Source organism: Bradyrhizobium sp. SK17 (assembly GCF_002831585.1).
Classification (GTDB): domain Bacteria; phylum Pseudomonadota; class Alphaproteobacteria; order Rhizobiales; family Xanthobacteraceae; genus Bradyrhizobium.
The window spans coordinates 6,433,034-6,458,517 of record NZ_CP025113.1 but is presented as its reverse complement, the minus strand read 5'-3'; the positions used below and the strand labels follow the sequence as shown (position 1 = coordinate 6,458,517).

Here is a 25,484-nt window from a genome sequence, read left to right as displayed (position 1 = left end):
CCGGGTCGCGAACTCGATTCCTTGTTGCCGCTCAGCGCGAGCTTGCGGTTGAAACTGCGGGGCGGTTGTCGCCAAGCGAGACCCACACGTTGGGATCGCTCTGCGATTGCCGCTTGACGAAGCGGTAGCCGGTCTCCGTCCAGGCGACGATGCTCTCGTTCTGGTTATCGAGCACGAATTCGCCCTTGTCGGTCTTCACCGTCAGCACCGCGTGGCCTTCGCCCTTCTTGTCGCGCACCACCGTGATCAACAGCGCCTCGCGGGGCCAGCCGGCGTCCATCAGCATCTTGCGCTTCAGGAGCACGTAGTCCTCGCAGTCGCCGTAGCCGTCGGTCGGCAACGACCATTTCTCGATCACGCCCCAATGATCCATGTCGGTCATCGGCTTGACGGTCTCGTTGACCCACTTGTTGACCCGAACGAGGTCGCGCCAAGCGGTCTGCGACAACACGATGTCGCGTGGTTGCGTCGCGCTGCCGCGGCACTCGGCCGGATTGTCGGCGCAGAATTCGACCCAGCCGATCGGCGAACGCGTAACATCGCCCAGGCTGGCATAGACCACGTCGCCGGCCTTGGCCGACACGCACGTCGCAAACAGAATGGCGGCAACCGCCAAACCTTTCCCCTGTCCCCTGAACCCAAACATCGTGGCCCCCGTTCTTCTTGTTGGGACCACATGTCGCACAAAGCTTTTGCGCCGCCGCTAAGTACGCAAAGTAGATTTGACGCGAATACTGGTAAAACCTGCGGCGAATTCGAACTGTACTTGAATCGAATTCGCGTAAAATTTGAAACAACTGCAATTGATTCAAATTTTATGCATTAACGCGGCAAGCGCTGCGCCAGCGTGGTTTGTTGCGGCAAACCCGTCCGCCGTTAACCGCCGATTTCACCGGACCAAATGCGCCGAAGGCGGCCACCGGTGCACCGGTGGCCGCCTTCGCGCGCTGAAATGGGGGTATTGAGCCGCTTTTCGCTTTACCTCGCGGTAACGCTCTCTTCGAGCGTTTCCGCGGACTGCTCGTGGACGAACTCGAGCGCGAAGCCTTCTTCGAGATTTCGCACCACGCGGGCCTGCACCTTGCCGAGCATCACGAGCGACTTCAGCGGCGGCCGGTTCTCCGCGGCGATCGCCGCACCGGACAAGGAAAGGTCGATGATGCGGCAGGTCATCCGCGTGCCGTCTTCCTGGGTGAGCAGGGCGATCGGGTTGCGCGGCACGATACGGTCGTGGCGGCGGTCCTCGGGCAGGTTGAGGATGTCGCGATTGGCGAGCCAGGTGAGCTGGGCGGCGAGCTTGTCACGCTTGCGGGCGGTGGCGCCGATCGTCATCGCGAAGCCGTTGTCGATGATGCGGGTGATCCGTCCCTCGACCCGGCCGATGTGGTCGAGATAGGCGATCACGCGGTCGCCGACATTGCCGATGCCGGGCGCCAGCAGCGCGAGCCCGCCCGGGGACATGTTGATAATCTGGCAGGGAAACTCGCGCCGGTCGGGCAGCATGTAGCGGCCGAGCAGGTGCACCTTGACGCGCTGGAAGCGGCGCCGCTCCTCGGCAACAGGGACGACGGTAGTTTTCTTCTGTGCAAACGACATCACGACAACCCGGCCACCGTCCATTCGGAGCCCCGATGACCCTAAAGCTGATAGGGTTAACGGGGCGTTACGGTTGTGAGATAGGGACCCGGACACGGAGCGCTCAGCGAAATTCACATGCGCCGTAGCCAGGGGTGTTAGGACTCATATGCTGCGTCAGGTTCTCCGAACCATCGTGCCGCGGCTTGAGCAGTCTCCTTCAGATCCGGCTCGATGTCTGTGGCCCAAGCCACAAACCCGTCGGGACGCACCAGTACCGCGGTCAAGCCCAGCCGATCCTTGGCGTCGCTTGCGACATAGCTGACCCGGCTCCGCCAGCGATCGGCAATCGCTCGCAAGGACCGGCGTGGGTCAAAGTCGAGCAACAGGCCGCACCCATCGCTGAGCAGATCGCCGAGTCTCGTCCCGCAGCGGAGCTCGAAATCGGGAACGCTGCGGCCCACCAGCGGATGGCTGCCGCCAAGATCGTAACGCTGCGAAATGCCCCACAGCCGCTCGGCAAAATAAGTCGCGCCGTCGGGCGTGTCGATGAGATCGCGGATGATGGCCTCGAGCGCGCGCGAACTTCGGCTTGGCCGCATCAACGCGACCTGGGCGCGCGACCAATCGAGAATCTGCGCTCCGATTGGATGCCGTTCACTGCAATAGCTGTCGAGCAGGTCGGCCGGCGCGTCACCGCGGATCGTGGCGGCCAGCTTCCAGCCGAGGTTGATCGCATCGCCAAGTCCGAGGTTGAGGCCCTGGCCGCCCAGCGGCGAATGGATGTGCGCGGCGTCGCCGGCGAGCAGCACGCGCCCGCGGCGGTAGTCCGGCGCCTGGCAGGCGCGATCCGTCCAGGTGGTCGCAAGCCTGAGCGCGGTCAGGGTGACGTCGGTGCTGGAGATGTGGCGCAGCATCGCCTGGACATGCTCGCGCGTGATCGGCTGGGTGCGGTGGAAAGCGCCGCCGTCGAACGCGACCATCGCGATCGTGCCGGGCCGTGCGTAGGTGTACATGCCTGTCGCCGTGTAGTGGCGGCCGGGGCGGAGCTGGTCCGGATCGGTCAGCTCGACGTCGACCGAGTAGCCGGTGAACTCGGGATCGGTGCCGACGAAGGCAAATCCGCCAGCCTTGCGCACCGTGCTGCGGCCGCCATCGCAACCGACCAGCCAGCGTCCGTGGAACGTCTCGCCATCGGCGCGAACGGCCACGCCGTCATCCGACTGATCGAACGCTTCGACGGCAAGGCCGCGCCTGATCTCGACGCCCATGGCGGTTGCGCGCGTGGCCAGGACGGTTTCGAGCGTTTCCATGTCGATCGCCATGCTGGTGCCGGCCGGACCTGGCAGGCGATACCGCCACTTCGAGCTGTCGACGGTGTCGTGGTAGAACTGGATGCCCGCGAAATGGCCCGCCGGTTGGCGCTGCGGTTGCTGGCGATGCGCGTCATGCGACGCGCCGCGGTGCGCGCCATCTTTGGCGCGCTGAAGTGCCGCGATGTCGTCCAGCATGCCGCGGCGGTAGAGCGCCTCGATGGTGGGTGATGAAAGTCCGCGCATGCCGAATGGCAGCCGCTTCAATGGCGACCTCGGGTCCGCGGCCTGCTCCAGCACCAACACCGAGACTCTTGCCAGCCGCAGCTCGCAGGCAAGCAACAGGCCGACGGGGCCGCCACCTGCAATCACGACATCATGGGAAACGGGGTGAGAGTTGTGCATGAACTGCTCCTCTGTCGGTGTTCGACCGGAGCGGTTCGTCGGGTTGAGAACCACACGGACGAACAATGGACGCACTGAAGGCGTCCGGTGTTCGTCGTGGGGATCTCATGCACGAGGCAGGAGACCAGAGCATTCGTTTCCGAAGGACTGCACTTTTGAAAGCAGTTCGTCCACGAAAGGACTTGGGCTTACCAAACCAAGTCTGCCTTTTCCGACGGGGAGCCGTATAGCGGCGTGGCGCCAGATATGCAACCGTCGTGCGGGCAGTTGGCCGCTGCTATGTCGCGGCGACCGTGTCGGCATTGCCCCCGCCATCGACGCGGCGTGCACCCGGGCGCGGCGCAAGATCGTCCGGTGTCTTGATGTTGGTTGCCAGCCCGGCTGCCTCGAACGCCTTGATCAGCCACCAGCCGAGATCGATCTGGCCCGGCAGCAGGCCAAGCTTCGCCGAGCCCGGATAGGCATGGTGATTGTTGTGCCAGCTCTCGCCCATGCTGATCAGCCCGGCGATGCCGACATTGTAGCCCTGGGCCGCGACGCCTTCGACGATCCAGGTCTGGCTGCCCTGGCGATGCGAGTAGTGGCCGATCAGCCAGTGGCCGGTGACGCAGACGCTGACGCGCACACAAATGCCCCAGACCAGCCAGCTCCATGATCCCAGCGAAAAGAGCAGCAGCGCCCATGGCAGTTGTTGCCATATCCAGGTCCGCTCGACCAAGGCGTAGAAGCGATCAGCGGCGAGCCGCGGTTCGAGCTGGAATGCCGGCGGATGTTTGAGCACGAGCGTGCAGTGCAGCTGCCACCAGGCATCGCGCCAGAAGCCGGCGCGGTGGCAGGAATAGTCGTGACACATGGACTGGCGCTGTGCCCAGTCGCGGAAATCGTGCAGTCGCACCATGCCGTAGGGACCGGCCATTCCAACCAGCGTGCCGAGATAGACGCAGAGCCGCTCGAGCCACAACGGACAGTCGAAGCTCGCATGGATCAGCCGCCGGTGCATGCCGACCGAATGCCCGAAGCACAGCGTGATCGCGCTGGTCACGATGAACAGCGCGAACGCACTCCAGGAGAATGTGAGCGGCCCAAACACGATTGCAACGGCGGTCATGCTGCTGAGCCACAATGACTTGGCGGGAGCCCAGCGCACGCGCCCATCCAGCGGATCGGTGCTGGCATCCGTGAAGATTCGTTCGGAGCCGGGTTGCAGACTCATTCCTTCGCCTGAGGTTGTACCGCAGGGTGGGACCGGGCGCCCATCGCTGTCAATCCGTCAGGAAGATCGCTCCTCGTCGAGAATCCGAGGCGGCTGAACCGGATCAGTTGCCGTTGAGATTGGTCCTGACGATCTGCGTCAACTCCTCATATCCTGTCCGCGTGAGGTGGAGCAGGTCGTCGCGATAATTGGCGCAGGGCGTGCCGTCGCGGCAGGCGATCGCCGAGGCATCGAGGACGCGGTACTTCTGCACCGACTTCTCGCGCGATTGCAGCGACGCATTGACTTCCGAGATGGTTTCCCTTGCGCCCGTCATGTTCGGTCCGCGCGGCAGGATCAGGATCTGCACCACGCGGGCCTTCGGCCATATCCGGCTGATGCGATCGAACACGTGGTCGAAGGCGAGCCGGACGCCGCACGGCTTGTCCAGGTAGACGTTGTTGGTGCCGAGCAGCAGGATGACGGATTGCGGTTGCACGCGCTTGAGCTGTTGCTCGAACGACGTCAGCAACCAGAGCGTATTCTGGATGCGATCGCGGCCGACCCCGAGGTTCAGGACCGGACGTCCGGCAGCGAGCGAGGACGACAGGTCCTGCGGCCAGGCCTCGACCAGGGAGTCGCCGAGCAACACGATCGACGCGTCGGCCGGCAGCGAGCCGACATTCTTCAGGTCGCGCCGAAGCGCGTTGGCGGAATCGGGGATCGTCGGCGTCGACGCTATCTGCTGATCCGCCTCGTCGCACGCAGGTCCGCTCAATGGCGCGGCACCGACTGACGCGATCGTGGCCATTGCAACGATTGACAATGCAACCGGGATGGTTCGAAGTTTGCGCATATGCTGACAGCCGTTGGGGAGTGAATGACGATGAGGATCGCGATCTTGGGTCAATCCAACAGCATTCTCAAGGAAGGCTTCTTCAACAAATTTTTAGATCGTCATCAGCCGATCGACGTGGTGTCGACGGGGCGCGTCGGCGCCAGCCCTTCACTGCTTGGCCCGTATTTTGCCGACCGCGCGTTCTTTCGGAACGCGGAATTCTGCATCGTCGACATGTGCGCGATCGACTTCTCGCTGCTGTCGGCCGGTGCGATCGGGCTTTACGACGTGGTGAAATGGATCGAATGGATCGGACACAGCGCCAAGCGGAACGGATGCGAACCGATCTTCGTGTGCATCCCGGTGAGCACCGTCGAATACTCCAAGCATTTGATCTCCAACTGCATCTCGGTCTTTGAACGAAACGAGTGGTTCTATCTCGATGTACGCGATTGCATCGCGCAGCTTCTCGAGGGCGGAACCGGACGCCCGGAAACTCTCTACAAGGACCCGAGCCATCCCGGGGTGGAACTGTCGGAACTGATCGCTGACAGTTTGAAGGAATTGATCGACGAAATTCGGGCGATGCCGATGGTTGCCGTGGACAGGATGTTCCCGATCACACGTTTCGAGGTGATCAATTTGCAGGACCGGCTCGCGGCGCCCGTGGCAAATTACAAGACGTCCTTGATCGAGTTCAGGGGCGTGCGTCTGGAGCGGGGCAAGAGCTATGAGCTGAAGCTCGGAGGCATCAGCGCATTAAGCGGCATGATGCTCAATTCGGCGGCATGCAAGGGCGTGCTTGAAATCGAGGGTGACCGGAAATTCAACAAGAACCTGCGGCTGCGCGCCTATCATCCGACACCCGTCGAGGTGCGGCTGGTTCCGATCTGCAAGCCGCTGCGGGACGCAGATGGAACGATTGCACTGACGGTCGTCGACGGCGCCGCGACCGAGAGCGACACGACCTTTCACAGCACGAAGGCGCCTGAAGACGATCTCGGCTTCGTCGAGGCATCGGAGATCATGGTGGAGCGGGGGTATGATCTCTTCACCTACGGGTCGCGGCGTCCCGCGAACGGACAGATGTTGCGCTGGGCGCCCAAGAGCGCGCGCAAGCTGGCGCAGGTTAGCTGGGAACGATGACTGTGTTGTGTCCGACAGGTGGTTGTGGTTGCGGCGCCGATTGCCTATTCGACGGCGACCATCTTCAGGACCTTCTTGTTCGCCGCGCGAACCTCGAGCCGCAGCGGCGGCTGATAGGTCCCGCCTGGCGGCACGAACGTGAAGGCATGGTGCCCGTCGCCCTTGTTGAGCTTGAGCAGATCGTTGCGGAACTGATCAGCCACGACTTCGGCGACCAGCTCGTCATTGATGTAGATCTCGATCCTGACCCGCTTGTCGGGGTGCTGGTCGTAGAGGGCCCAGCCGGCAATCCTGTTCTCGTTGAAGGCGTCGACATGGCCGGAGATCTCGCCATAGAGACTTTCCATACCGGCCTCGATCACCTCGAGGTCGCTCTGATAGGTCGATCTCGTGACGTCGAAGCTGAAATGCTCGGTATCGACGCACTGGTCCAGCAAGCTCAGGCGATGCGCCTTCATGCGTTCCAGCGTGTCCAGCTCGCCCAGCCTGACGTAGACGCCAACGATAGCTTCGATACCCGGATTCATGTCGCCGTCCCCGCGATGCTGCAATCCTGTTCGCTCTAAGCCGCCTTCATGACATTTCGATCGTCCTGACTTAATGTCGTCGCGGCCGAACCCGGCCCAACGACAAGACCAGGGAGCGCGAACCATGCAGCAGATCCGCGTCTGCACCCACGAGGGACCAGGAGCCAAGCCGGTAATCCGGACGGTGCCATGGCCGGATGTCGGCAAAAAGGCGGCCTTGATCAAAGTGGGCGCCTGCGGCGTTTGCGGAACCGACCTGCACATCCTGAAAGGGCACTGGCCGAAGCCGCTGCCATGGCCGTTCACGCTCGGCCACGAGCTCGGCGGCGTGATCGTCGAATGCGGTCCGGAATTTTCGGAGGATTTCATGAGCAAGCCGCTCAAGGTGGGATCGAAGGTGATGATCCCGCCCTTGATGCCGTGCGGCCGCTGCTATTACTGCATCCATTATCCGCAGAGCGCCAACAAGTGCCTGACGCCGGTCTATTACGGCCGCTATCTCGGCTTCGACAAGCCGCCGCACATGTGGGGCGGCTGGGCCGAATATGTCTATGTCGATCTCGACATACTGCCGGGCACCAAGATCTACAAATTGCCCGACGACATGTCGCTCAGGCTCGGCGCGCTCTCCGAGCCGTTGACCTCCTGCATCCGCGCCTTCAATCGCGCCACGCGTGCCGGCGGCTTCAGTTGGGGCGACACGGTGGTGATCCAGGGCTCCGGGCCGATCGGCATTCTCGCGGTTGCCGCGGCGCAGGAGATGGGGGCAGGGCGCGTGATCTGCGTCGGCGCGCCGGAGACGCCGCGGCTAAAGCTGGCGCGCAAGTTCGGCGCGGAGGCGACCGTCGATATCGAGCAGCTCAGGACGCCGGAGGCACGCATCGCGGCGGTGCGCGACATCGTCGGTGGCTTCGGCGCCGACCTCGTGATGGACTGCTCGGGCCATCCGACCGCGGGTCCGGAGGGCATCGAGATGCTGCGCGACGGCGGCACCTATGTCGAGATGGGCCAGTTCACCGATGCCGGCTCGATCGAGACGTCGTGGCACCGCATCTGCACCAAGGATCTCAACGTGCTCGGCTCCTGGGGCTTCACCGGCAACGACCTGCCGCTCGGCGTCGACATGCTCTACCGCACGCGCGACAAATACCCCTGGCTCGAGATGCAGACGATCTATCCCTTCACCGAGGATGGCGTCGCGCGCGCCGTCGCCGACGCGATGGCGATGAAGACGGTGAAGTCGACCATCGTGCCGTGGCCGGATCTGGTCGGCTGACCGCAGCGATCCTGTTGCAGTGCGTCCAATGCCGGCGAGCGCGATGCCTGCTTAAGGCGCGATATCGCTCGCCGGGACGGCTGCGCGGCGCTAACATCCGGTCATGCAATCGAACCGGGTGCCGCCGACGCACGCAACGGGCGCGACGTTTGCGTGGGGAAACCCCTCCGACGACTTCGCGCTGTTCAGGACGCTGAGCGCCGAGCAGCGGGTGATCGCCTTTGCCGCCATGACCCGGCGCGACCTGGTGCGCGGCCAGTTGCTGGTCGAGCAGGGCGGTGCCTCGGACGCCTTGTTCCTGGTGCTGCACGGCGCGCTCGCGGTGTACCGGACCGATCAACCCGAGCCGATCGCCGAGCTGCGTGCCGGCGAACTGGTCGGCGAGGTCGGGTTCTTTGCCAACATCCCGCGCACCGCCAATGTGATCGCGATCCGCGACACCAGCGTGATGGTGCTGACGCGCGCGGCCTATGCCAAGCTCGCGCAGGACGCGCCGGCCATCGTCGAGGCCGTGCTGGCGGCGCTCGCGCGGCGGTTTGCCACCGAGACCGCGCGGCTGCTGCCGGCCCGCGCGTCGCCGAAGGCGCGCACCGTGGCGCTGGTCACGGGCGGACACCGGCCAGTCCCGCCCGAGTTCGAACAGCGGTTGCGAAACAGCCTTGCTGCCGCCGGTGCCGAGATCGTCGACCTCGCGCGGCTCGAGGCGATGTTTCCCGGGCGCGCGCTCGATACCTCCGAGGTCGCCGACTGGCTCAACAGGATCGAGTATGACGCGCCGCTGGTGGTCTATGTCGGCGGCGAGGGCGCCTCGGACTGGTCGCGCAAGGCCATTCGCCAGGCCGACCTCGTGGTGTTCGCCTGCCGCGGCGATGCGCCCGCGCCCGTCCTGACCGAGATCGAGAGCTTCGCCTGCGGCGTGCATCCGGCGTCGGCGCGGCGTCTGGTGCGCGTTCATGACCGGCGGCGAAGCGAGGTCAGCGGCACCGCGGCCTGGCTGGCGCGGCTGCCATGCTTCATGCATCATCACGTCGCGCTCGAGGACATGATCGATATCGACAGCCTGGTCCGCTTTCTCTGCGGTCGCGCGGTCGGCTTCGTCGCCGGCGGCGGCGGCAGCCTCGGCACGGCGCATGTCGGCGTCTACAAGGCGTTCCGCGAGCGCGGCGTGATGTTCGACATCTTCGTCGGCACCAGCGTCGGGTCGGCGATGGCGGCGGGCTTTGCCAAGAACTACGACGCCGAGCATCTCGAGCGCGGCACCCATGAGATCTTCGTCTCCAGCCGCAGCTTTCGCCGCCCGACCTGGCCGCGCTATGCCTTGCTGGACCACAAGGCGTTCGATGCCGCGCTGGCCGATCAGTACGGCCATGACTGCCGGATCGAGGACTGCTGGCGGCCGTTCGCCGCGGTCGCCACCAACCTGTCGACGCACAGTCTCGAATTGATCAGGACCGGCCTGCTGTGGCAGGCGGTACGCGCCTCCAGCGCCATCCCGGGCCTGCTGCCGCCGTTCTACACCAGGGATGGCGTGATGCTGGTCGACGGCTGCCTGGTCGACAACGTTCCGCTGGGGCCGATGCATCAGATGAAGAGCGGGCCGAATCTCGTGGTCCATTTCGGCGAGCCGGCGACCGAGATGTTCGACGTCGACTACGCCGCGCTGCCGGGACGGTTCGAGCTGCTGGCATCGCTGCTGATGCCGTTCCGGCGCAAGGCGCTTCCGGCCGCGCCGAGCGCCGTCAACGTGCTGTGGCGCAGCCTCGTCGCGCACCAGCGCTACGACACCCTGCCGACCACGCCGCTCGACATGGTGATGCGCCCGCCGACGCCCGACGGCATCGACGTGACCGATTTCGACCGTCATCAGGAGATCTTCCAGTCGTCGTACCATTGGGCCAGGGAGACCATTGCCGGGCTGGAAGCGGCGCGCGACCCCGCCATTGCGGCGATCGTCGCGTCGGCCAGGGGTGTGGAAACGGGCGCGGTCACAGGAGCGAGCGACGGCGCGGATCAGGCATCCGCAGTGAACACAGCGGTGTTCGGCGAACCCCTTCTGCCGTGAGCGGCGAAACCACAGAGCTGTCCGCGAAACTTGGCCATTGTGTCCTGATCGCGACCGGTGACATAACAGCCTTGTAAAAGCGACTTGCCTGAACGCTGATTGCAACGGAAGCAATAGCCGACCATGGCCGACATGTCTGAAGCCCCCAGTGCCGCGATCGAGGCCATGCTGCCCGAAATCGATCGCCTCGCAGCAGATGCGATGGCCGACTGGAAGGTGCCCGGCGTGGCACTCGCGGTGGTGCAGGACAGCGTGGTGACGCTGACCCGGGCCTATGGCCAGCGTGATGTCGAGGCCGACCTGCCGATGACGCCGGCGACGCATATGGTGATCTGTTCGATCACCAAGACCTTTACCGCGAGTGCGATCGCACTGCTGCACAGCGAAGGGCGGCTCGACTGGACCAAGCCGGTCCGCGACTACCTGCCCGAGTTCCGGCTCAGCGATCCCGTCGCCACCGACCGGGTTACGATTCAGGACCTGCTCAGCCACCGCTACGGCCTGCCGCGTCACGACTGGGTGCATCTTCCCGGCGATCGCTCGCCGGCCGAGCTGCTGGCGCCGATGCGCCATCTCGAACTGAGCCGCGATATCCGGACCGAGTGGCAGTACAGCAACCTCGGCTACAATGCGCTCGGGCTGTTGATCGCGCGCGTCAGCGGCGAAAGCTACGAGCGTTTCATCCGCGCCCGCTTCGCCGACCCACTCGGGATGACCGTCAGCTTCTCGCTCGACGAACTCGAGGCGACCGAAGGTGCGGCGCGCTATTACATGATGCACGACGATACGAGATTGCCGGGCCTGCGGCTGCCGATCCGCACCACTGCGGCCGGCGCGATCAACACGTCGGCCGCGGATCTGGCGAACTGGATGCGGCTGCACCTCGGCAAGGGCGAGGTCGACAGCCGGCGCCTGCTGCCGGCGGCGTTGACCAGCGACCTTCTGGCGCCGCGCATTCATGTCGGGACGTCGGAATACGCCGAGTTCAGCCATGGGCATTATTGTCTCGGCTTTCAGAGCAATAGCTATCGCGGCGACCGGATGGTCTGGCATGGCGGCGGTTGGACCGGCTGGGGCCATTTGATGACGCTGCTGCCGGATCACGGCATCGGCGTCGTCGTGCTGACCAACCGTAGCCCCAGCCAGGTGCCGCCGGCGCTGACCTGGTCTATTATCGACCGGTTGCGCGGCCGCGAGGCTGTCGACTGGCGCGGGCGCTTCCGCAAGCAGCGCGACGAATTCATTGACCATATGCAGGCCGACAAGGATGCGCACGAGGCGTCACGCCACAAGGGCACGCATCCCGCGCACCCGCTCGCGGCCTATGCCGCCGACTACGAACATCCGGGCTACGGCGTGATGTCGATTGTGGAGCGTGACGGCGCGTTACATTGGGGGTGGCGCGGCATGGCCGCGCCGCTCGCGCACCGGCACTACGAGACCTTCGAACTGCCCGAGATCATGGACAGGCTGCTGCCCGACCGGCTCACCATCACTTTCCTGACCGATCGCGACGGTGACATCATCAGCCTGTCGGCGCCGCTCGAGGTGATGGTGAAGGACATCGTGTTCACGCGGCTGGCGGGTGGTGAGTGCACCGACCCGTCGTTCCGGGCGCGCTGCGTCGGCCGCTACAAGGGCGCGGTGTTCCATCGCATTACGCTGGATGCGCAGGACAGGCTGGTGCTGAAGATCGAGTTTCAATCCGCCTACCATCTCGAGCCGTTGCAGGGCCGGCGTTTCCGCATCGCCGAACTGGAAGGCTTCGTCGTCGAGTTCAAGGGCGACGACGCCGACGTCAGCGAGATCGTCTTCCACCAGCCGAACGGCATCTTCGTCGCGGCGCGCGTCGCGGACGACGATGCCGGCGCGCCGGCGACCGCGCCGTGACCGCCTGATCCGGAGAATATGATGCCTTTCGATTTGATCCTGCGTGGCGGGCGAGTGATCGACCCGTCGCAAAAACTCGATGCCGTGACTGACGTGGCCTTCGCGGGCGGAAAGGTGGCCGCAATCGGACCACGGCTCACGGCCGATCCCACCACCGACGTCCGCGACGTCTCCGGCTTGATCGTCTCGCCGGGGATCATCGACCTGCACACCCATGTCTATTGGGGCGGCACCTCGCTCGGCATCGACGCGGAGGAATTCTGCCGCGCTTCCGGCGTCACCACTGCGGTCGACACCGGCAGCGCCGGCCCCGGCAACTTTGCCGGTTTCCGCAAGCATGTGATCAAGCCGAGCCAGGTCCGTATCCTGGCCTATCTGCATGTCTCGCATGCCGGCATCTTCGGCTTCTCGGATCGCGTGATGGTCGGCGAGAGCGAGGAACTGCGGCTGATGAATCCGGTCGATGCGGTGCGCGTCGCCGACGCCAACCGCGATCTCATCGTTGGCATCAAGGTGCGGGTCGGCCTGTTCGCCTCGGGCACGTCGGGGCTGGTGCCGCTCGAGATCGCCCTCGAGGTCGCGGACGAGGTCGGCATGCCGCTGATGGCGCATATCGACCATCCGCCGCCGAGCTATGAGGAGGTGCTGGCGCGGTTGCGCCCGGGCGACGTGCTGACCCACGCGTTCCGGCCGTTCCCGAACACGCCCGCGACCGCGCAAGGCACGGTGAAGAAGGTGGTGCTGGAGGCGCGCGAGCGCGGCGTGCTGTTCGACATCGGCCACGGCAAGGGCTCGTTCGCCTTCAAGACCGCGCGCGCGATGCTCGCCAACGGCTTCTCACCCGACACCATCTCATCCGACATCCACCAGCTCTGCATCGACGGCCCGGCGTTCGACCAGGTGACGACGATGTCGAAATTCCTCTGCATGGGGATGTCGCTGCCGGACGTGATCGCGGCGTCCACCGTCAATGCCGCGATGGCGCTGCGGCGTCCGGAACTCGGCAGCCTGAAGCCGGGCTGTGTCGGCGACGCCACGCTGATCTCGGTCAGGGAAGGACAGTTCGACTATGTCGACGTGGTCGGCGAGCACCTGACGGGCGATCGCAAGATCGTCTCCGAGGCCGTCGTGATCGGCGGCCGCTGGTGGCATCCGCGATGACGGCCAGGAGTGTTTGCACAGGTGTCGCGCTTTAGTCGCTCACGGTCGTCGCGCCGAACTTGTAGTTCACGCCGACGCGGATCGCGTCGAAGCGCACCCGCGCATCGGAATCGAACGATGTTGCGACGCCTGCCGCGGGAGGGGGGCTGGCGCGGAACGAACCGAGGTCGGAGTGGAGATATTCGATCCGGCCGGTCCAGTTGGCGAACAGCCGGCTTTCAAGTCCGGCGCCGACAGCCCAACCGAAGCTGAACGTGTCGACGTTGAAAGGCGTCGTCGTAGCCGCGCCGGTCGTGGTGAATCCGGACACCGCTCCCGATGAGGACACGGTGCCGAACGGCACGCCGGCGGTGAGGTAGGCGAGCGTCGTCGGCGTGACCGCGACGCCGACGCGGCCGCGCAGCGACGCCAGCCAGTCGAGCCGATAGTTCATGCTGGCCGTCATCGCGGCATCGAGCGGCAGCAGCGCCGGATTGCAGGCGGCTGCCGGGCAAGTGGCCTGGGACTGGCCGCGCTGGTTGGCGTAGACGAAATCGCCTTCGATGCCCGCCACCATCCGGCCCATCGTCCAGTTGTAACCGGCCTGGACACCGATGCCGGCATGATCGAGGCCGGCGCTCGGGCGTTGGCCGGCAAGCGGTGTCTCGCCCGCATCGTCGATGAAGCCCGCATAGGTGCGGGCCGCGCCCCACGAATATCCGGCACTGCCGCCGGCGTAGAATCCGCTCCAGTCCCACGCCGGGGCATCCGGCGCCTTGCGGAAGATCGATGCGACGTCGCGATCCCGCGCGGCACCAAACGTCGTGTTCGCCGGCGCATCGGCACCGTATTTGACATTGAGGAACAATTTGACGGTCCGGCCCGGTTGCAGGATCTCGTCCTTGTGGAATTGCACGGAGTTGCGGATATCGGCGTTGAGCAGGTTGTCGCCGATCAGGCCGGTTGCCACTTCCACCGCGCCCCACGGCGAATCCGTCCAGCGCTGCCGGTGCTCGAGCTGGAACTTGAGCAGATTGTAGCCGTCGGTCGGGGTGTCGAATTGTGCGTAGTCGTTCTGCGTGAAGGCATGCAGCAGGTTCAGCCGCGCATACCACGCGTCGCTGCGCCAGTAGACGCCGCCGCCGAGCCGCATCGGTGGAATCCGCGGCACGTTGCTGCCGTCGGTGAAGGTGGCGCGCACCATGTCGAACTGGCCCTCGATCCCGAAGATGCCGCCGGACAGCGCCGAGACGTCCCATTGCCAAGACAATTCGCCGCCGCGGAAGATGGCGTCGCGTTGGGAGTAGGCGACCTGGATGTAGTCGCCGCTGCCTCCCGCAGCGCAGGTCGCAAAGGTTGCGCCGCAGAAATTGCCGGTCGCCGCACCGAAGATGAACTTGTCGTAGCGGGTGTAATAGAGGTTGGCGTCGAACCTGACATCGCCGCGGGTACGCTTCAGGCCGATCTCAGCGGTATTGGCGGTCTCGAGCGTGAGGTCGGGATTGCCGATCTTGAAGGTCTTTTCCGAGTCGTCCGGACCGCTCGCGAACAGTTCGAGCGCGCGCGGCGCGCGCTGGATCCGTTGCAGCGTCATGCTGGCTTGCAGATAGGAGGGCAGGTCCTTGATCACCCCGACGCTGAGGCTGGTCGGCAGGAAGTCGGACCGCGACGGCGAACTCGCCGGCTCGTTCGGCGGCGGCAGATAGTTCGACGGAAACCCAAACGCGGTGCCGGCAACGTCGACGGCTTCGACGCGGGCGGCGAACTGGGTCCGCAGCGTGTCGGTGTGCCGCATCTCCTCGAAAAAGTATCCGGCGGCGGTCGTGGTCTGGGCCGGAAGCAGGATGGCCTGGCCGAGCGTGTCGAGGCGCTGATAGGCGCCTTGCAGGCCAATGATGCTGGTCAGCGCGCCGAGTGGCGTCGCCACGGGCTGGCTCTCGACTTCGAGCTTGCCCTCGGTCTGGCGGTTCTTGAACGTCGCGCCGATGGTCTCGAAATTGCCGAAGGCGGTCTGGTTGAGGTCGATCTCGTCGTGCCGGTAGTCCGAGTAGCCGAGCCAGTACCGCACGGCTGCTATGGCGGTTGCATCGGGGCGATACTCGCCCTTGCTCATGATCTTGGTCTGCTCGAGCTGATTGTGCTGCTGGCTGTCGGCCGATGCGATGCCCGGGACGTGATAGTCGCTCGTGAAGCGCGAGATCGACAGGCCGGCATAGCCGCCGTCGAACAGATAGGAGCCGCCGATCGCGGCGCCCGCGCTCTGCGTCGCCGAGTTCGGCTGCCGTCCGTTGAACGCGGGCGCCGGACTGGGCGGCACCAGATAGGGATAGCTCGGGATCCGGTAATCCTGGGCGCCGCGGCCATAGACATCGGCGTGCACGGCGACATTGCCGGCGCCTGCGTCGAGCAGCAGGCCGCTTTCCCAGCCGCTGTCGACCGAGGTGACGGCGGAGCGCAACTCGGCTGCCATGCCACCGATCGGGGCGGCGGTCGGAATCCGGTTGTTGGTGACGTCGACGACGCCGCCCACCGCCTGTGAGCCGAAGCGCAAGGCGCCAGGACCGCGAAATACCTCGGTGTTCTGCAATGCCAGCGGATCGAGCGGCACGCCGTGATCCTGCGCAATGTCGGAGACGTCGACGCTGCCGATGCCGTTCTCCTGGATCCGGACCTTGGCGTCGGACAGGCCACGCAGGACCGGGCGCGACGATTGGGTTGAAAGGCCGGCCGAGGTCGCGCCCGGCGCGGTGAAGAACAGATTGCCGAAGCTCGGGCTGGTGCTCGACTGGATCTGGTTGCCGGTGAGCGCCGACGGCGCGAACGGCGCGGCGCTGGTTGTTGCCACGGGCGGCGCAGCCGGTGGTGCTGCGGCGGCAGGCGAACCTGTCCGGCCGGCGCGCGCGTGATGGGTGATGCGGCGCGCCGCCCGGGGCCGCCGTGGTTCGACCGTGACCGGGGGAAGTTCGATTTGGGTCGCAGCATTGGTCTGCGCCGATGAGGCCGTGGGCGGCGAGGATTGTGTCGGGGCGGTCGACGCATCCGGTGTTGGGGGACGGGTTGCGGGTGGCGCTGCCGGGCTATCGGTCGCGGCAGGGGTCGCTTGCTGGGCTCCCGCGATCCCTTGCAAACCGATCAAGGCGACCGACGTCGTGCCCAACAGGGCCCAACGGGCGACGCAAACACGCATTCCCAACCTCCGATACGCCTTCAGCAGGCTTAGCAAACACACCAACATGTAGCTTTAGCTACATTTGAAGAGGCGAGGCTACGAAGTCAAGCAGTTGTTGCAATTGCGAGGCTGTTGCAACAAGGAAGGGGCGCCTGTCGCCAGCTTGCAATGTCCTGCCGGCGGGACCATGGTTCGCCGGTCATGGCCACGGATTCTCCGACACGCCGGAAGGCGTCACCAACGCGCACGGCGTCGCTGCATGAGCTGCCGACCGAGCAGGTGCAGGCGCGCCGTTTCGGCAAGGCCCGCTCGGCGCGGTCGTCGGTGATCTTGGAGGACTATGTCGAACTGATCGCCGACCTGATCGAATCGACGGGAGAGGCGCGCGCCACCGATATCGCGCGCCGGCTCGGGGTCTCGCATCCCACCGCCATCAACACCATCACGCGGTTGAAGCGCGAGAACCTGGTGACGGCACGTCCCTACCGCGGCATCTTCCTGACCGAGAAGGGCGACGCGCTCGCCAAGCGGGTGCGTGCCCGGCACCGTCTGGTGCTCGAAGTGCTGCTCGCGCTCGGCGTGCCGCGCGAATCTGCCGAGGCCGACGCCGAAGGCATCGAGCATCACGTATCGGAGGCGACGCTGAAGGCGTTTTCGGATTTCCTCAGGGGATCACGGGTGAAGAAAGCCAGCTAATCGCTGGCCGACCGCCGCCTCATAGCTCCTGTAGTTGGTTGAGCTCGGCGTTGAGCACGGCCTTTGGCAGGCGAACGCGTTCGTCGGCAAACAGCGTAGCGCGTTCGTCGGGATGAGCGTCGGGTTCGCGGCTGACGAGCGCCAGCCGATCGAACAGGGCGAGATCGAGCTCGTCATCCTGCCGGCGCATCGCGCCCCAGATGTCCCACGGCAGCAATTCGTGATTGTTCAGCGCGGCGACGTCGCGGATCAAATTGCCCGCGATGAACCACAGCCCGTGCATGTCGAGGATGCCGAAGGCGCCCGGGTCGGCCTTTCCGCTGCGACAGAGCTGCCAGGCATCGCCGGCAACCACGAACTGATCGCGCGGCACGTTGGCGGTGTCGAACCCGATCTTGAACAGTTTGTGCTGATGATCGTCGATCTGGGCGTCAAACAGCAGCCAGGCATTGTGCGGTTCGCTCCAGTATTCGGTGACCCAATGGTCGATGTAGCGGCCCTTCTCGAAATAGGCGCCGAAGCCGCAGCGGGCGCGGGCAGGGATGCCGTGGGTACGCAGCATCGCGACATGGAGCAGCGTGAAGTGCCGGCAGACCCCGACCTGCCGCTCGCCGGCCGCGCGTGCCACGGACAGCGGCCGCGCGTCGCGCATCGTGATCGCGTCGAGCATCGTCCCGGCAGCCCGAACATGAGATTGGGCGCGCTGGTCCGGACTGAGCGTCACGCCGTAGCTGGGCGCGATATGCTGGTGGATCATGAGACCCTGCACGGTCCTTGCGAGCGCGTCGGGCTCACGCGGCAAGCCGGACAGTCGCGCGGCATGTTGGCCGGGGTCGCTCATCGCAACCGGCTTTCGGTATTGATCCAGCATCATGATGTGCCTCCTGCAATCGATCGCCCGCGGCATCCTTTGCGATGGACGTTTGTGTGAGGGCGACCGCAGGCTAGGCTTTCCCCGAAGCGCCCGCTTGATAGCGCTTGACCTGTACCTCGTTCAGGGCGGTGAGCTCATCTGCGATTGATCCGCAAGTGCAGCAGCGACGTCGCGGCTTCACGTCGCGTGATTCGCGCAGCGGTTCATCCAGTCATCAAAAAAAGATTGGCACCGCGAATATTGTTCGCTGCCTTGCGCCGGCAGCCCCGCACCACATGTCCGCACCGCAATTCTTGGTGCAGGTTTGGGTTCCCGAGCCGCCCAGTTGCGAATTGTGGAGATGGACTATGGACTTCCTCGGTTTTCTTAATGGCTCAGGTTTGACCCAACCGGCCATTTGGAGCGCAGTTTTGATCGCGCTTGTGATCCTGCTGCGCATATCGAACGTGTTTCGCTACATTCCGAACAATCAGGTCGGCATCGTCGAGAAGTTGTGGTCGGCGAAGGGCTCGATCGACGACGGCTTCATCGCGCTGAACGGCGAGGCCGGCTACGAGCCTGAGGTGCTGCGTGGCGGCCTGCACGTGATGTTTCCCTTCATGTATCGCATCCATCGCTCGGACCTCGTGACCGTTGGCCAGGGCAAGATCGCCTATGTGTTCGCACGCGACGGTGCGCCGCTGGAGCCCTCGCAGGTGCTCGGCGCCAATGACACAGAAGACAAGTCGGACTTCCAGGACACCCGCCGCTTCCTGCGCGGCGGCGGCCAGAAGGGCCCGCAACGCAAGATCCTGCGCGAGGGTACCTATGCGATCAACACCACGCAGTTCGCCGTGATCACCGACGAGCGCGTCTATGGTCACGCGCTGAGCGAGCGCGAGCGCGGCGTGCTCGAGAGCATGCAGCTCACGATCTCCGAACGCTGGGGTTTTGCGCCGGTGGTGCTGGCGGCCGATCACGATCTGGTCGGCATCGTCACGGTGCATGACGGCCCGTCGCTGCCTCCGGGCGAGATCATCGCGCCCGAGGTCGGCATCGAGCTGCGCGACGCAGCGACCTTCCACAACAACTTCCAGGAACCGGAGAAATTCCTGCGCGGTGGCGGCTATCGCGGCCGCCAGCTCCAGGTCATCGTCGAGGGCACCTGGTACATCAACCGGCTGTTTGCGACCGTCGAGGCGGTGCCGAAGACGGTGATCCCGGTCGGCAATGTCGGCGTCGTCATCTTCTACACCGGCCCGCGCACCGACGACGTTTCGGGCGAGCAGTATCGCCATGGCGAGCTGGTGCTCAACGGCAGCCGCGGCGTCTGGAAGGACCCGCTGCTGCCGGGCAAATACGCGTTCAATACCTATGCCGGCAAGATCGAAGTGATCCCGACCGTCAACTTCATCCTGAAATGGGTGCGCGGCGAGGTCGGCGCGATGAAGCTCGACGAGAACCTGTCGGAGATCTCGCTGATCACCAAGGACGCGTTCGAGCCGACATTGCCGCTCTCGGTGGTGATGCACATCGACTACAAGAAGGCGCCGATGATCATCCAGCGCTTCGGCGACGTGAAGAAGCTGGTCGAGCAGACGCTCGACCCGATGGTCTCTGCGTTCTTCAAGAACATCGCGCAGAAGATGACGTTGATCGAGCTGCTACAGAACCGCGCCGCGATCCAGGCGGAGGCGGCGCACGACATGAAGGCGAAGTTCGAGAGCTATTCGCTCGACCTCCAGGAGGTTTTGATCGGCACGCCGCGGGCGGCGGCCGGCGACCACACCATCGAGAACATCCTGATCCAGCTCCGCTCGCGCCAGATCGCGCGCGAGCAGATCGAGACCTACCAGGAGCAAGAGAAGGCCGCGGTGCAGGAGCGTGCGTTGAACGAGGCCAAGGCGACGGCGGCGGCACAGAGCGCGCTGACGCAATCGCTGATCCAGGTCAGGGTCAACGAGAACGAGGGCGCGGCCGCGCTCGCCCGCGCGCAGAAGGATGCCGAGACGCGGAAGGTGACCGCGGCCGCGGTCGGCGAGCAGTCGCGGCTCGAAGGCCAGGGCGAGGCCGACCGGGTGCTCGCCGTCGGCGCCGCCAACGCGCAGGCGACCAAACTGTCGGTCGATGCCTATGGCGGGCCGGAGTACCGGCTTGCCGAGCAGAACTTCGCGAAGTTCGCCGACGCCTTGACGCGGATCAACCAGCCGCTGGTGCCGCAGTTCCTGATGTCGGGCGGGCAGGGGCAGGAAGGCAACAGCGCCGGCCTGATCCCGACCGCGATGTTGAGCTCGATGTTTGGGCAGATGATGCCCGGCGCGCTGGAGAAGCTGAAGGACGAGGCGCCGAAGGCCGCGCGCCGGACCAACGGTCAGTGAGGCCGCGATAGCAGCCGCATGCAAATGCGCACCCTCTCCCGCTTGCGGGGGAGGGCTCGGCGTATCGTGAGGAAGCCCCACCCGCCAGTCGAGAGCGAATTAGCTTGCCTTGCTTTGAGTCCTTTTGCACTCTCAGGCAAGGAGGCCGGATGCATGAAAAGAATGACCGTTGCGTGCGCTCTCGGAGCGACCCTGGTGTTGTGCAATCTTGCGACGTCGGCTGCTGAAGCCCGGGCGCGGAAGGCACAAATCGTTCATGAACGCAGGAGGGTTGTTATCACGGCGCCCGTGATAAGCCCAACTCCGTGGGATTATAATATTGTTCCACGATATCGTTATCGCCCCGAGGACGACCGCGTCGATCCATACGCTCCTCCGCTGGTGTCGTCATGGGATCTCTATGAAGCATGGCAATGGCCATACTGGTGATGAACAGCGATCACACCAGGTCGATCGCATTCCGGGGGACGCGGTGAGCGTCCTCTGACCGACGTGTCAACTTGCCCTGTCGATCGCTGGCCGCCGCCGGCATGCTTTGCATGGGGTTGTTTTCGATATTTTTGGCCGCGCGCGGGTGCGGCCGGTTCCGCCAGCGGTAGGGGCGAAGCGAGCCTGCGGACAGCCCGGTGCTATTCGCTCTTGTCGACGTTCCAGAACACCGGCGGCACCGGGCCTTCCAGCACGCCGGTGAGCGACTTGCGCCAGGCGCTCGGCAAGCGGAACTGGCCGAGCGGGATATAGATCACCTGCTCGTAGGCTTCCTGCTGGATCTCGACCGCGACCTTCTTCTGCTCTTCGGGCGAGGTGGCGCGCGCGTACGCATCGCGCAACTGCTCGAGCTTGGCATCCTCGGGCCAGCCGAACCACGCCTTCTTGCCGTTCGCGGCGATCTGGTTGTTGACGATCGGGTTCATCACCTCGGTCGCGCCGGTGAAGGTGAAGAACAGGTTCCAGCCGCCTTCCTTGGGCGGCTTCTGGCTGGCGCGGCGGCTCACCAGGGTCTGCCAGTCCGTCACCTGCGCGTCGACGGTGAAGCCGGCCTCTCGCAACAGCTGCGCCGCGACCGTCGGTGGCCCCTTCAGCGTCTGCACGTCGCCGGGGATCATGATCACGACGGGCGTGCCGTCATAGCCCGAGGCGGCGAGCGCCTTCTTGGCCTCGGCCATGCCGCTGGCCTTGACCAGCGTCTCGGAGCCGACGTCACTGGCGAGCGGTGTGTCGCAGGCGAAATAGGCGCCGCAGATCTGGTAATATTTGGGATTGCCGACGGTGGCGTCGAGCACGTCCTTCTGGTTCATCGCCAGGAAGGCCGCGCGGCGGATTTTTACATTGTCGAATGGCGGATGCAGGAAATTCATCCGGCCGTCGATCTGGAAGCCGAACTTGTTCAGCACGGCCACCGTGAGATCGGAATTGGCCTCCAGCACCGGCAGCAGGTCGACCGACGGTTGTTCCAGGAAATCGATGTCGCCGGACTGTAGCGCGTTGATCGCGGTCTGCGCGTCGGGCATCGTGATCCATTCGACACGATCGACCTTGGCGACCTTGCCGCCTGCCAGCCAGTCCGGCTTCTCCTTGCGCGGCACGTACTCGGCGTTGCGCTCATAGACCGCCTTGACGCCGGGCTGGAATTCGCCTGCGACGAACTTGAACGGGCCGCAGCCGATCTGCTCGGCGATCTGCTTGCCCGCCGGCGTCTCGGCGAGCCGCTTCGGCATCATGAAGGCGACATAGGAAGAGGCCTTTGCCAGCGTTTCCAGCACCAGGCCGTAGGGCTCCCTGAGCTTGAGCACGATGGTCTTCGGGCCGCCGGCCTCGAGCGAGGCGGTGAATTGGGCGAGCTTCTGCGCCATGCCGTCGACGGTGGTCCAGCGCTTCAGCGAAGCGATGCAGTCCTCGGCGGTGACGGGCGCGCCGTCATGCCATTTCAGCCCGTCGCGCAGCGTGAAGGTGTAGGTCAGCTTGTCGTCCGAGATGGTCCAGTCCGCCATCTGCGGCCGGACCTTGAAGCTGGAATCGATGCCGAGCAGCGTATCGTAGACCATGTAGCCATGGTCGCGGGTGATGTAGGCGGTGGTGAAGCCGGGATCGATGATGCGCAGGTCGGAATGCATCACCGCGGTGATGGTCTTGCCCTTGGCTGCTGCGATGGCGCCCGACGACAGCATGGCCGGGGCCGCCATCGCCGGCGGCACGCTGGCCGCGAGCTTGAGGAGCGTTCTGCGCGAAACATCGACCATTCGCCGTCTCCCGGTTTTTCGTTGCGCCGGCACGCATGCCACAGCGAACCGCATGCTTCACCAATCCATTGTCGAAAGCAAGCAAGAGCCGCGCCAGCGCGCTCAATGCGGCTGCGACATAGCGCAGCCGAACAGGTTCACTGCTTCAGCGCGTAGCCGAGCAGATGTTCGTTGTCGCCGAGCTTCTCGCAATCGGCGGCGTTGGAGGCGAAGTGCGATTGTTCCCGCGCGCTGTAGCAGCGGTAGAGCGGGATGGCGTCAGGCCGCGGTTGCGCATAGACCCAGCCGGCGGTGCGCAGCCGCTGATAGGCGTGTGTTTCGCAGAAGCCTTTCTCCGCCAGCAGGTGATCCGGATGACTGCCCCGCTGGCTGACGCAATCTTCGAGTTCGGTGGTCGTCGCATCGGTTTGCGCTGATGTCATCAGGTAGCCGGACCGCGCTTCGAGCCGATACGCGGTGCCGTTGCCGGGAACGGGGCCCGTGGTGGACCAGCGGTCATGCAGCCCTGAATTGTACCAGCGCGCGAGCTGCACGCCGACCTGCGGGCCGGACGCCGTATCGCTGCGCGCCACCTCGATCGGCCTCAACACCAGATATCGGCCTCAACACCAGATAGTGGTCGGCATGACCGCCGCCCGGCGGCCAGTAGGCGTAGCTGAGCATCCATTTGTTCGAGAGCTGGTTGCCGCCATTGATGGCGTCGAGCAGCACCGGATAGGTGACCAGTTCTGACGGCGCCGGACGCTGCCAGATGCCGGGATCGAGCACCAGCAGCGGCTCGGGCATCGCCTTCAGCGTGACGTGATCGCGGCTCAGGAACAGGCCGAGGCCGCCCGGCACCCAGCCGGTCAGGACCAGTTCTCCGCTTGCCGCCCAACGGGCAACGCTCGTACCCGAGCCGTTCCTCAGACGGGCGGCCTGGCCGCCGAGCCCGGGCTGGTCCCACCGTCCGTCGAGATACTTGGTCCATTTGCCTGGGCCGGGATCGGCAAGCGGCGCGCGCGCCACGATCAGACTGCCGTCGCTCGAACGAAAGCAGTAGAGATAGTAGAAGTCGTCATGTCCATCGACAGCGGTGCAATCGCCTTCACCGGTGTCCTTGCCCGGCGTCGGTTTGTCGGTGCCTGTGATGATCTGCCCGAGTTCACGCCAGGTCAGGCCGTCATCGGATGACGTCGCCAGCGACATCGATTTGTGGGTTTGGCCCGCCGCGTAATTGCACGCGGTCTCGTCGTGGATGAAGCCCAGCACGACTGCGCCCTTGCGTTCGGCGTGATTCAGCCACCGGCCGCAGGAATCGTAGCTGCCTTGTGGTCCCGCCCGCAGCACCACGCGGGCGGGGCCGCTCATGTCGGACGGCCGGGCGCCGTCGATCGCCCGGGTCTCGCCATGGGCATCGAAGCCGCGAATCCGGCCGTTCGGCAGCGCGATCTCGTTGAAGTGGTTATCGGCAATGTCGGCCGCGGGTCCGCGCACGATGGTGGGGACGCCGACACGGATTCGAATGCAGGTGACGCAGACGTCGCTGCTCGCAGGCGCGGCGGAGGCAGGTGGCGGTGCCACCCAAACCATCAGCATGGCGGCAAGGGCTGCGACACGCGGCCAGCGCTGGCCACGAACAAATGAGCGGCATGGCATGGCTTACGATGACGTCGGCAGATGAGGAATTTGTGCCATACGCAACACTATCGCGTGATCCTGCCTCGCATCACCGCGCGCAGCGCGCGTTGCGGCGGCCCCGCACAAGTCCGCATCCTGCATGGGAGCCTGCGCTTCCTGCCGCACCTCACGGGCTGTTCGGACCTTGATCCGCCGTGTAGGCTTGCGGTCCTGCCGGCCGGCAACAAGGCCATATCCTCCAAAGGGAACAAGCAGCGCGAGCACGCAGCCGAGGGAGACTCAAAGAACCGTCATGACCGATATCCGATACGTAGCACCGCGCACGCTTGATGAAGCGATTGGCGCATTTGCTGCCGCCGGACGTGCCGCCCGCATTATGGCAGGGGGCACCGATTTGTTGGTGCAAATGCGCTCCGGCCTGGTGCGGCCGGGATTGATCGTCGACATCAAGAAGATCGGCGAGATGACCGAGATCACCGAGACCGCCGATGGCGGTTTCCGCGTCGGCGCCGCCGTCTCCGGCATGGCGCTGTCGGAGCATCCGCGCTTCGGCAAGGTGTGGCCCGGCGTGCTCGAGGCCGTCAACCTGATCGGCTCCAAGCAGGTGCAGGGCCGGGCGTCGGCCGGCGGTAATCTCTGCAACGGCTCGCCCGCGGGCGACAGCGTGCCGGCGATGATTGCGGCCGGCGCCGTCGTCACAGTGCAAGGCCCCAACGGCCGCCGCGAGATCAAAGTCGAGGACGTTCCGGCCGGACCGGGACGGACCAACCTCAAGCCGGGCGAGATCCTGGTCAGTTTCGCGCTGCCGCCGCGGCCCGACGGTTCGAGCGATGCGTATTTGCGGATGATCCCGCGCACCGAGATGGACATTGCGGTGGTCGGCATCGGCGTCAGCCTCACCTTGCAGGACGGCGTCTGCACCGCCGCTCGCGTCGGCCTCGGCGCGGTGGCGCCGACCGCGCTTCTGGTCGCGCCGGCTGCGCGAGCGCTGGTTGGCTCGAGGCTCGACGATGCGGCGCTGGAAGCCGCCGCCGCGGCGTGCCGCGCCGCCTGCCGTCCGATCGACGACAAGCGCGGCACCATCGCCTATCGCACGAAAACCGCCGGCGTGCTGCTGAAGCGCACCGCCGCGATCGCCGCCCAGCGCGCGGGAGGACACTAGCA

At 65.2% G+C, this 25,484-nt stretch carries 19 protein-coding genes; 8 read left to right on the top strand and 11 right to left on the bottom strand.

Going from position 1 to position 25,484, the window contains the following annotated elements; translation table 11 throughout:
* Nucleotides 1-31: 31 nt before the first annotated feature.
* The 5 genes from CWS35_RS29850 to CWS35_RS29830 all read right to left on the bottom strand — a co-directional run bounded on the left by CWS35_RS29850 (nucleotide 32) and on the right by CWS35_RS29830 (nucleotide 5,263).
* Nucleotides 32-646 (bottom strand): transglutaminase-like cysteine peptidase, encoded by a 615-nt coding sequence (locus tag CWS35_RS29850; protein WP_100955133.1) that lies wholly within the window; start codon nucleotides 644-646, stop codon nucleotides 32-34.
* 332 nt (nucleotides 647-978) lie between these two features.
* Entirely contained in the window at nucleotides 979-1,596 is a 618-nt protein-coding gene (locus tag CWS35_RS29845) for a PilZ domain-containing protein (protein WP_024582471.1), read from the bottom strand.
* A 137-nt stretch (nucleotides 1,597-1,733) separates the two neighbouring features.
* Nucleotides 1,734-3,293, bottom strand: coding sequence for an FAD-dependent monooxygenase (locus CWS35_RS29840; RefSeq protein WP_100955132.1), 1,560 nt, complete (start codon nucleotides 3,291-3,293; stop codon nucleotides 1,734-1,736).
* A gap of 277 nt (nucleotides 3,294-3,570) precedes the next feature.
* Nucleotides 3,571-4,506, bottom strand: a complete 936-nt coding sequence (locus CWS35_RS29835) for an acyl-CoA desaturase (RefSeq protein ID WP_024582469.1) — start codon at nucleotides 4,504-4,506, stop codon at nucleotides 3,571-3,573.
* Between the two features lie 103 nt (nucleotides 4,507-4,609).
* A complete protein-coding gene (locus CWS35_RS29830; RefSeq protein WP_157817282.1) occupies nucleotides 4,610-5,263 on the bottom strand; it encodes a GDSL-type esterase/lipase family protein in 654 nt (217 codons plus the stop codon).
* Between the two features lie 108 nt (nucleotides 5,264-5,371).
* Here CWS35_RS29830 and CWS35_RS29825 point away from each other — a divergent pair, with 108 nt between their 5' ends.
* Nucleotides 5,372-6,469, top strand: a complete 1,098-nt coding sequence (locus CWS35_RS29825; protein ID WP_157817281.1) for a hypothetical protein — start codon at nucleotides 5,372-5,374, stop codon at nucleotides 6,467-6,469.
* 44 nt (nucleotides 6,470-6,513) lie between these two features.
* Here the strand turns inward: CWS35_RS29825 and CWS35_RS29820 are convergent, their stop codons facing one another.
* The gene (locus CWS35_RS29820) at nucleotides 6,514-6,996 is read right to left on the bottom strand and encodes a hypothetical protein (RefSeq protein WP_024582466.1); all 483 of its coding nucleotides are present in this window, start codon (nucleotides 6,994-6,996) and stop codon (nucleotides 6,514-6,516) included.
* A 124-nt stretch (nucleotides 6,997-7,120) separates the two neighbouring features.
* On the opposite strand from CWS35_RS29820, the gene CWS35_RS29815 reads away from it, so the two are divergent.
* The 4 genes from CWS35_RS29815 (at nucleotide 7,121) to CWS35_RS29800 (ending at nucleotide 13,385) form a co-directional block, all read left to right on the top strand.
* Entirely contained in the window at nucleotides 7,121-8,272 is a 1,152-nt protein-coding gene (locus CWS35_RS29815; protein WP_100955130.1) for a zinc-binding dehydrogenase, read from the top strand.
* A 103-nt stretch (nucleotides 8,273-8,375) separates the two neighbouring features.
* On the top strand, nucleotides 8,376-10,334 hold the full coding sequence (locus tag CWS35_RS29810) for a patatin-like phospholipase family protein (RefSeq protein WP_100955129.1): 1,959 nt from the start codon (nucleotides 8,376-8,378) through the stop codon (nucleotides 10,332-10,334).
* Between the two features lie 132 nt (nucleotides 10,335-10,466).
* Nucleotides 10,467-12,224 carry a serine hydrolase gene (locus CWS35_RS29805; RefSeq protein ID WP_168226401.1) on the top strand — a complete coding sequence of 586 codons (1,758 nt, stop codon included), beginning with the start codon at nucleotides 10,467-10,469 and terminating at the stop codon, nucleotides 12,222-12,224.
* Between the two features lie 21 nt (nucleotides 12,225-12,245).
* Nucleotides 12,246-13,385, top strand: a complete 1,140-nt coding sequence (locus CWS35_RS29800; RefSeq protein WP_100956788.1) for an amidohydrolase/deacetylase family metallohydrolase — start codon at nucleotides 12,246-12,248, stop codon at nucleotides 13,383-13,385.
* A 31-nt stretch (nucleotides 13,386-13,416) separates the two neighbouring features.
* Here the strand turns inward: CWS35_RS29800 and CWS35_RS29795 are convergent, their stop codons facing one another.
* Complete coding sequence (locus CWS35_RS29795; protein WP_168226400.1) at nucleotides 13,417-16,209, bottom strand: TonB-dependent receptor domain-containing protein; 2,793 nt, start codon at nucleotides 16,207-16,209, stop codon at nucleotides 13,417-13,419.
* A 525-nt stretch (nucleotides 16,210-16,734) separates the two neighbouring features.
* Here CWS35_RS29795 and mntR point away from each other — a divergent pair.
* Nucleotides 16,735-17,229 (top strand): manganese-binding transcriptional regulator MntR, encoded by a 495-nt coding sequence (gene mntR, locus CWS35_RS29790; protein WP_024582461.1) that lies wholly within the window; start codon nucleotides 16,735-16,737, stop codon nucleotides 17,227-17,229.
* Between the two features lie 19 nt (nucleotides 17,230-17,248).
* On the opposite strand, the gene CWS35_RS29785 is transcribed toward mntR, so the two are convergent.
* Nucleotides 17,249-18,103, bottom strand: a complete 855-nt coding sequence (locus tag CWS35_RS29785) for a transglutaminase-like domain-containing protein (protein ID WP_100955126.1) — start codon at nucleotides 18,101-18,103, stop codon at nucleotides 17,249-17,251.
* A 347-nt stretch (nucleotides 18,104-18,450) separates the two neighbouring features.
* Between CWS35_RS29785 and CWS35_RS29780 the strand changes: the two genes are divergently transcribed.
* Nucleotides 18,451-20,460 (top strand): SPFH domain-containing protein, encoded by a 2,010-nt coding sequence (locus CWS35_RS29780; protein ID WP_100955125.1) that lies wholly within the window; start codon nucleotides 18,451-18,453, stop codon nucleotides 20,458-20,460.
* 629 nt (nucleotides 20,461-21,089) lie between these two features.
* Here CWS35_RS29780 and CWS35_RS29770 read toward each other — a convergent pair.
* The 3 genes from CWS35_RS29770 to CWS35_RS29760 all read right to left on the bottom strand — a co-directional run bounded on the left by CWS35_RS29770 (nucleotide 21,090) and on the right by CWS35_RS29760 (nucleotide 24,278).
* Nucleotides 21,090-22,700, bottom strand: a complete 1,611-nt coding sequence (locus CWS35_RS29770; protein ID WP_100955124.1) for an ABC transporter substrate-binding protein — start codon at nucleotides 22,698-22,700, stop codon at nucleotides 21,090-21,092.
* A 137-nt stretch (nucleotides 22,701-22,837) separates the two neighbouring features.
* The gene (locus CWS35_RS29765) at nucleotides 22,838-23,233 is read right to left on the bottom strand and encodes a hypothetical protein (RefSeq protein WP_157817280.1); all 396 of its coding nucleotides are present in this window, start codon (nucleotides 23,231-23,233) and stop codon (nucleotides 22,838-22,840) included.
* A complete protein-coding gene (locus CWS35_RS29760; protein WP_157817279.1) occupies nucleotides 23,196-24,278 on the bottom strand; it encodes a hypothetical protein in 1,083 nt (360 codons plus the stop codon). The genes CWS35_RS29765 and CWS35_RS29760 overlap by 38 nt, the downstream gene beginning before the upstream one ends.
* 343 nt (nucleotides 24,279-24,621) lie before the next feature.
* On the opposite strand from CWS35_RS29760, the gene CWS35_RS29755 reads away from it, so the two are divergent.
* On the top strand, nucleotides 24,622-25,482 hold the full coding sequence (locus CWS35_RS29755; protein WP_100956786.1) for a xanthine dehydrogenase family protein subunit M: 861 nt from the start codon (nucleotides 24,622-24,624) through the stop codon (nucleotides 25,480-25,482).
* Nucleotides 25,483-25,484: the final 2 nt, after the last annotated feature.

Bases quoted from the DNA above. Each gene is read 5' to 3' on its own strand.
- CWS35_RS29760 (WP_157817279.1), bottom strand. From the start codon at position 24,278: ATGCTGATGGTTTGGGTGGCACCGCCACCTGCCTCCGCCGCGCCTGCG.
- CWS35_RS29820 (WP_024582466.1), bottom strand. From the start codon at position 6,996: ATGAATCCGGGTATCGAAGCTATCGTTGGCGTCTACGTCAGGCTGGGC.
- CWS35_RS29810 (WP_100955129.1), top strand. From the start codon at position 8,376: ATGCAATCGAACCGGGTGCCGCCGACGCACGCAACGGGCGCGACGTTT.
- CWS35_RS29800 (WP_100956788.1), top strand. From the start codon at position 12,246: ATGCCTTTCGATTTGATCCTGCGTGGCGGGCGAGTGATCGACCCGTCG.
- CWS35_RS29840 (WP_100955132.1), bottom strand. From the start codon at position 3,293: ATGCACAACTCTCACCCCGTTTCCCATGATGTCGTGATTGCAGGTGGC.
- CWS35_RS29845 (WP_024582471.1), bottom strand. From the start codon at position 1,596: ATGTCGTTTGCACAGAAGAAAACTACCGTCGTCCCTGTTGCCGAGGAG.
- CWS35_RS29815 (WP_100955130.1), top strand. From the start codon at position 7,121: ATGCAGCAGATCCGCGTCTGCACCCACGAGGGACCAGGAGCCAAGCCG.
- CWS35_RS29805 (WP_168226401.1), top strand. From the start codon at position 10,467: ATGTCTGAAGCCCCCAGTGCCGCGATCGAGGCCATGCTGCCCGAAATC.
- CWS35_RS29825 (WP_157817281.1), top strand. From the start codon at position 5,372: ATGAGGATCGCGATCTTGGGTCAATCCAACAGCATTCTCAAGGAAGGC.
- mntR (WP_024582461.1), top strand. From the start codon at position 16,735: ATGGCCACGGATTCTCCGACACGCCGGAAGGCGTCACCAACGCGCACG.
- CWS35_RS29850 (WP_100955133.1), bottom strand. From the start codon at position 646: ATGTTTGGGTTCAGGGGACAGGGGAAAGGTTTGGCGGTTGCCGCCATT.
- CWS35_RS29770 (WP_100955124.1), bottom strand. From the start codon at position 22,700: ATGGTCGATGTTTCGCGCAGAACGCTCCTCAAGCTCGCGGCCAGCGTG.
- CWS35_RS29835 (WP_024582469.1), bottom strand. From the start codon at position 4,506: ATGAGTCTGCAACCCGGCTCCGAACGAATCTTCACGGATGCCAGCACC.
- CWS35_RS29780 (WP_100955125.1), top strand. From the start codon at position 18,451: ATGGACTTCCTCGGTTTTCTTAATGGCTCAGGTTTGACCCAACCGGCC.
- CWS35_RS29785 (WP_100955126.1), bottom strand. From the start codon at position 18,103: ATGATGCTGGATCAATACCGAAAGCCGGTTGCGATGAGCGACCCCGGC.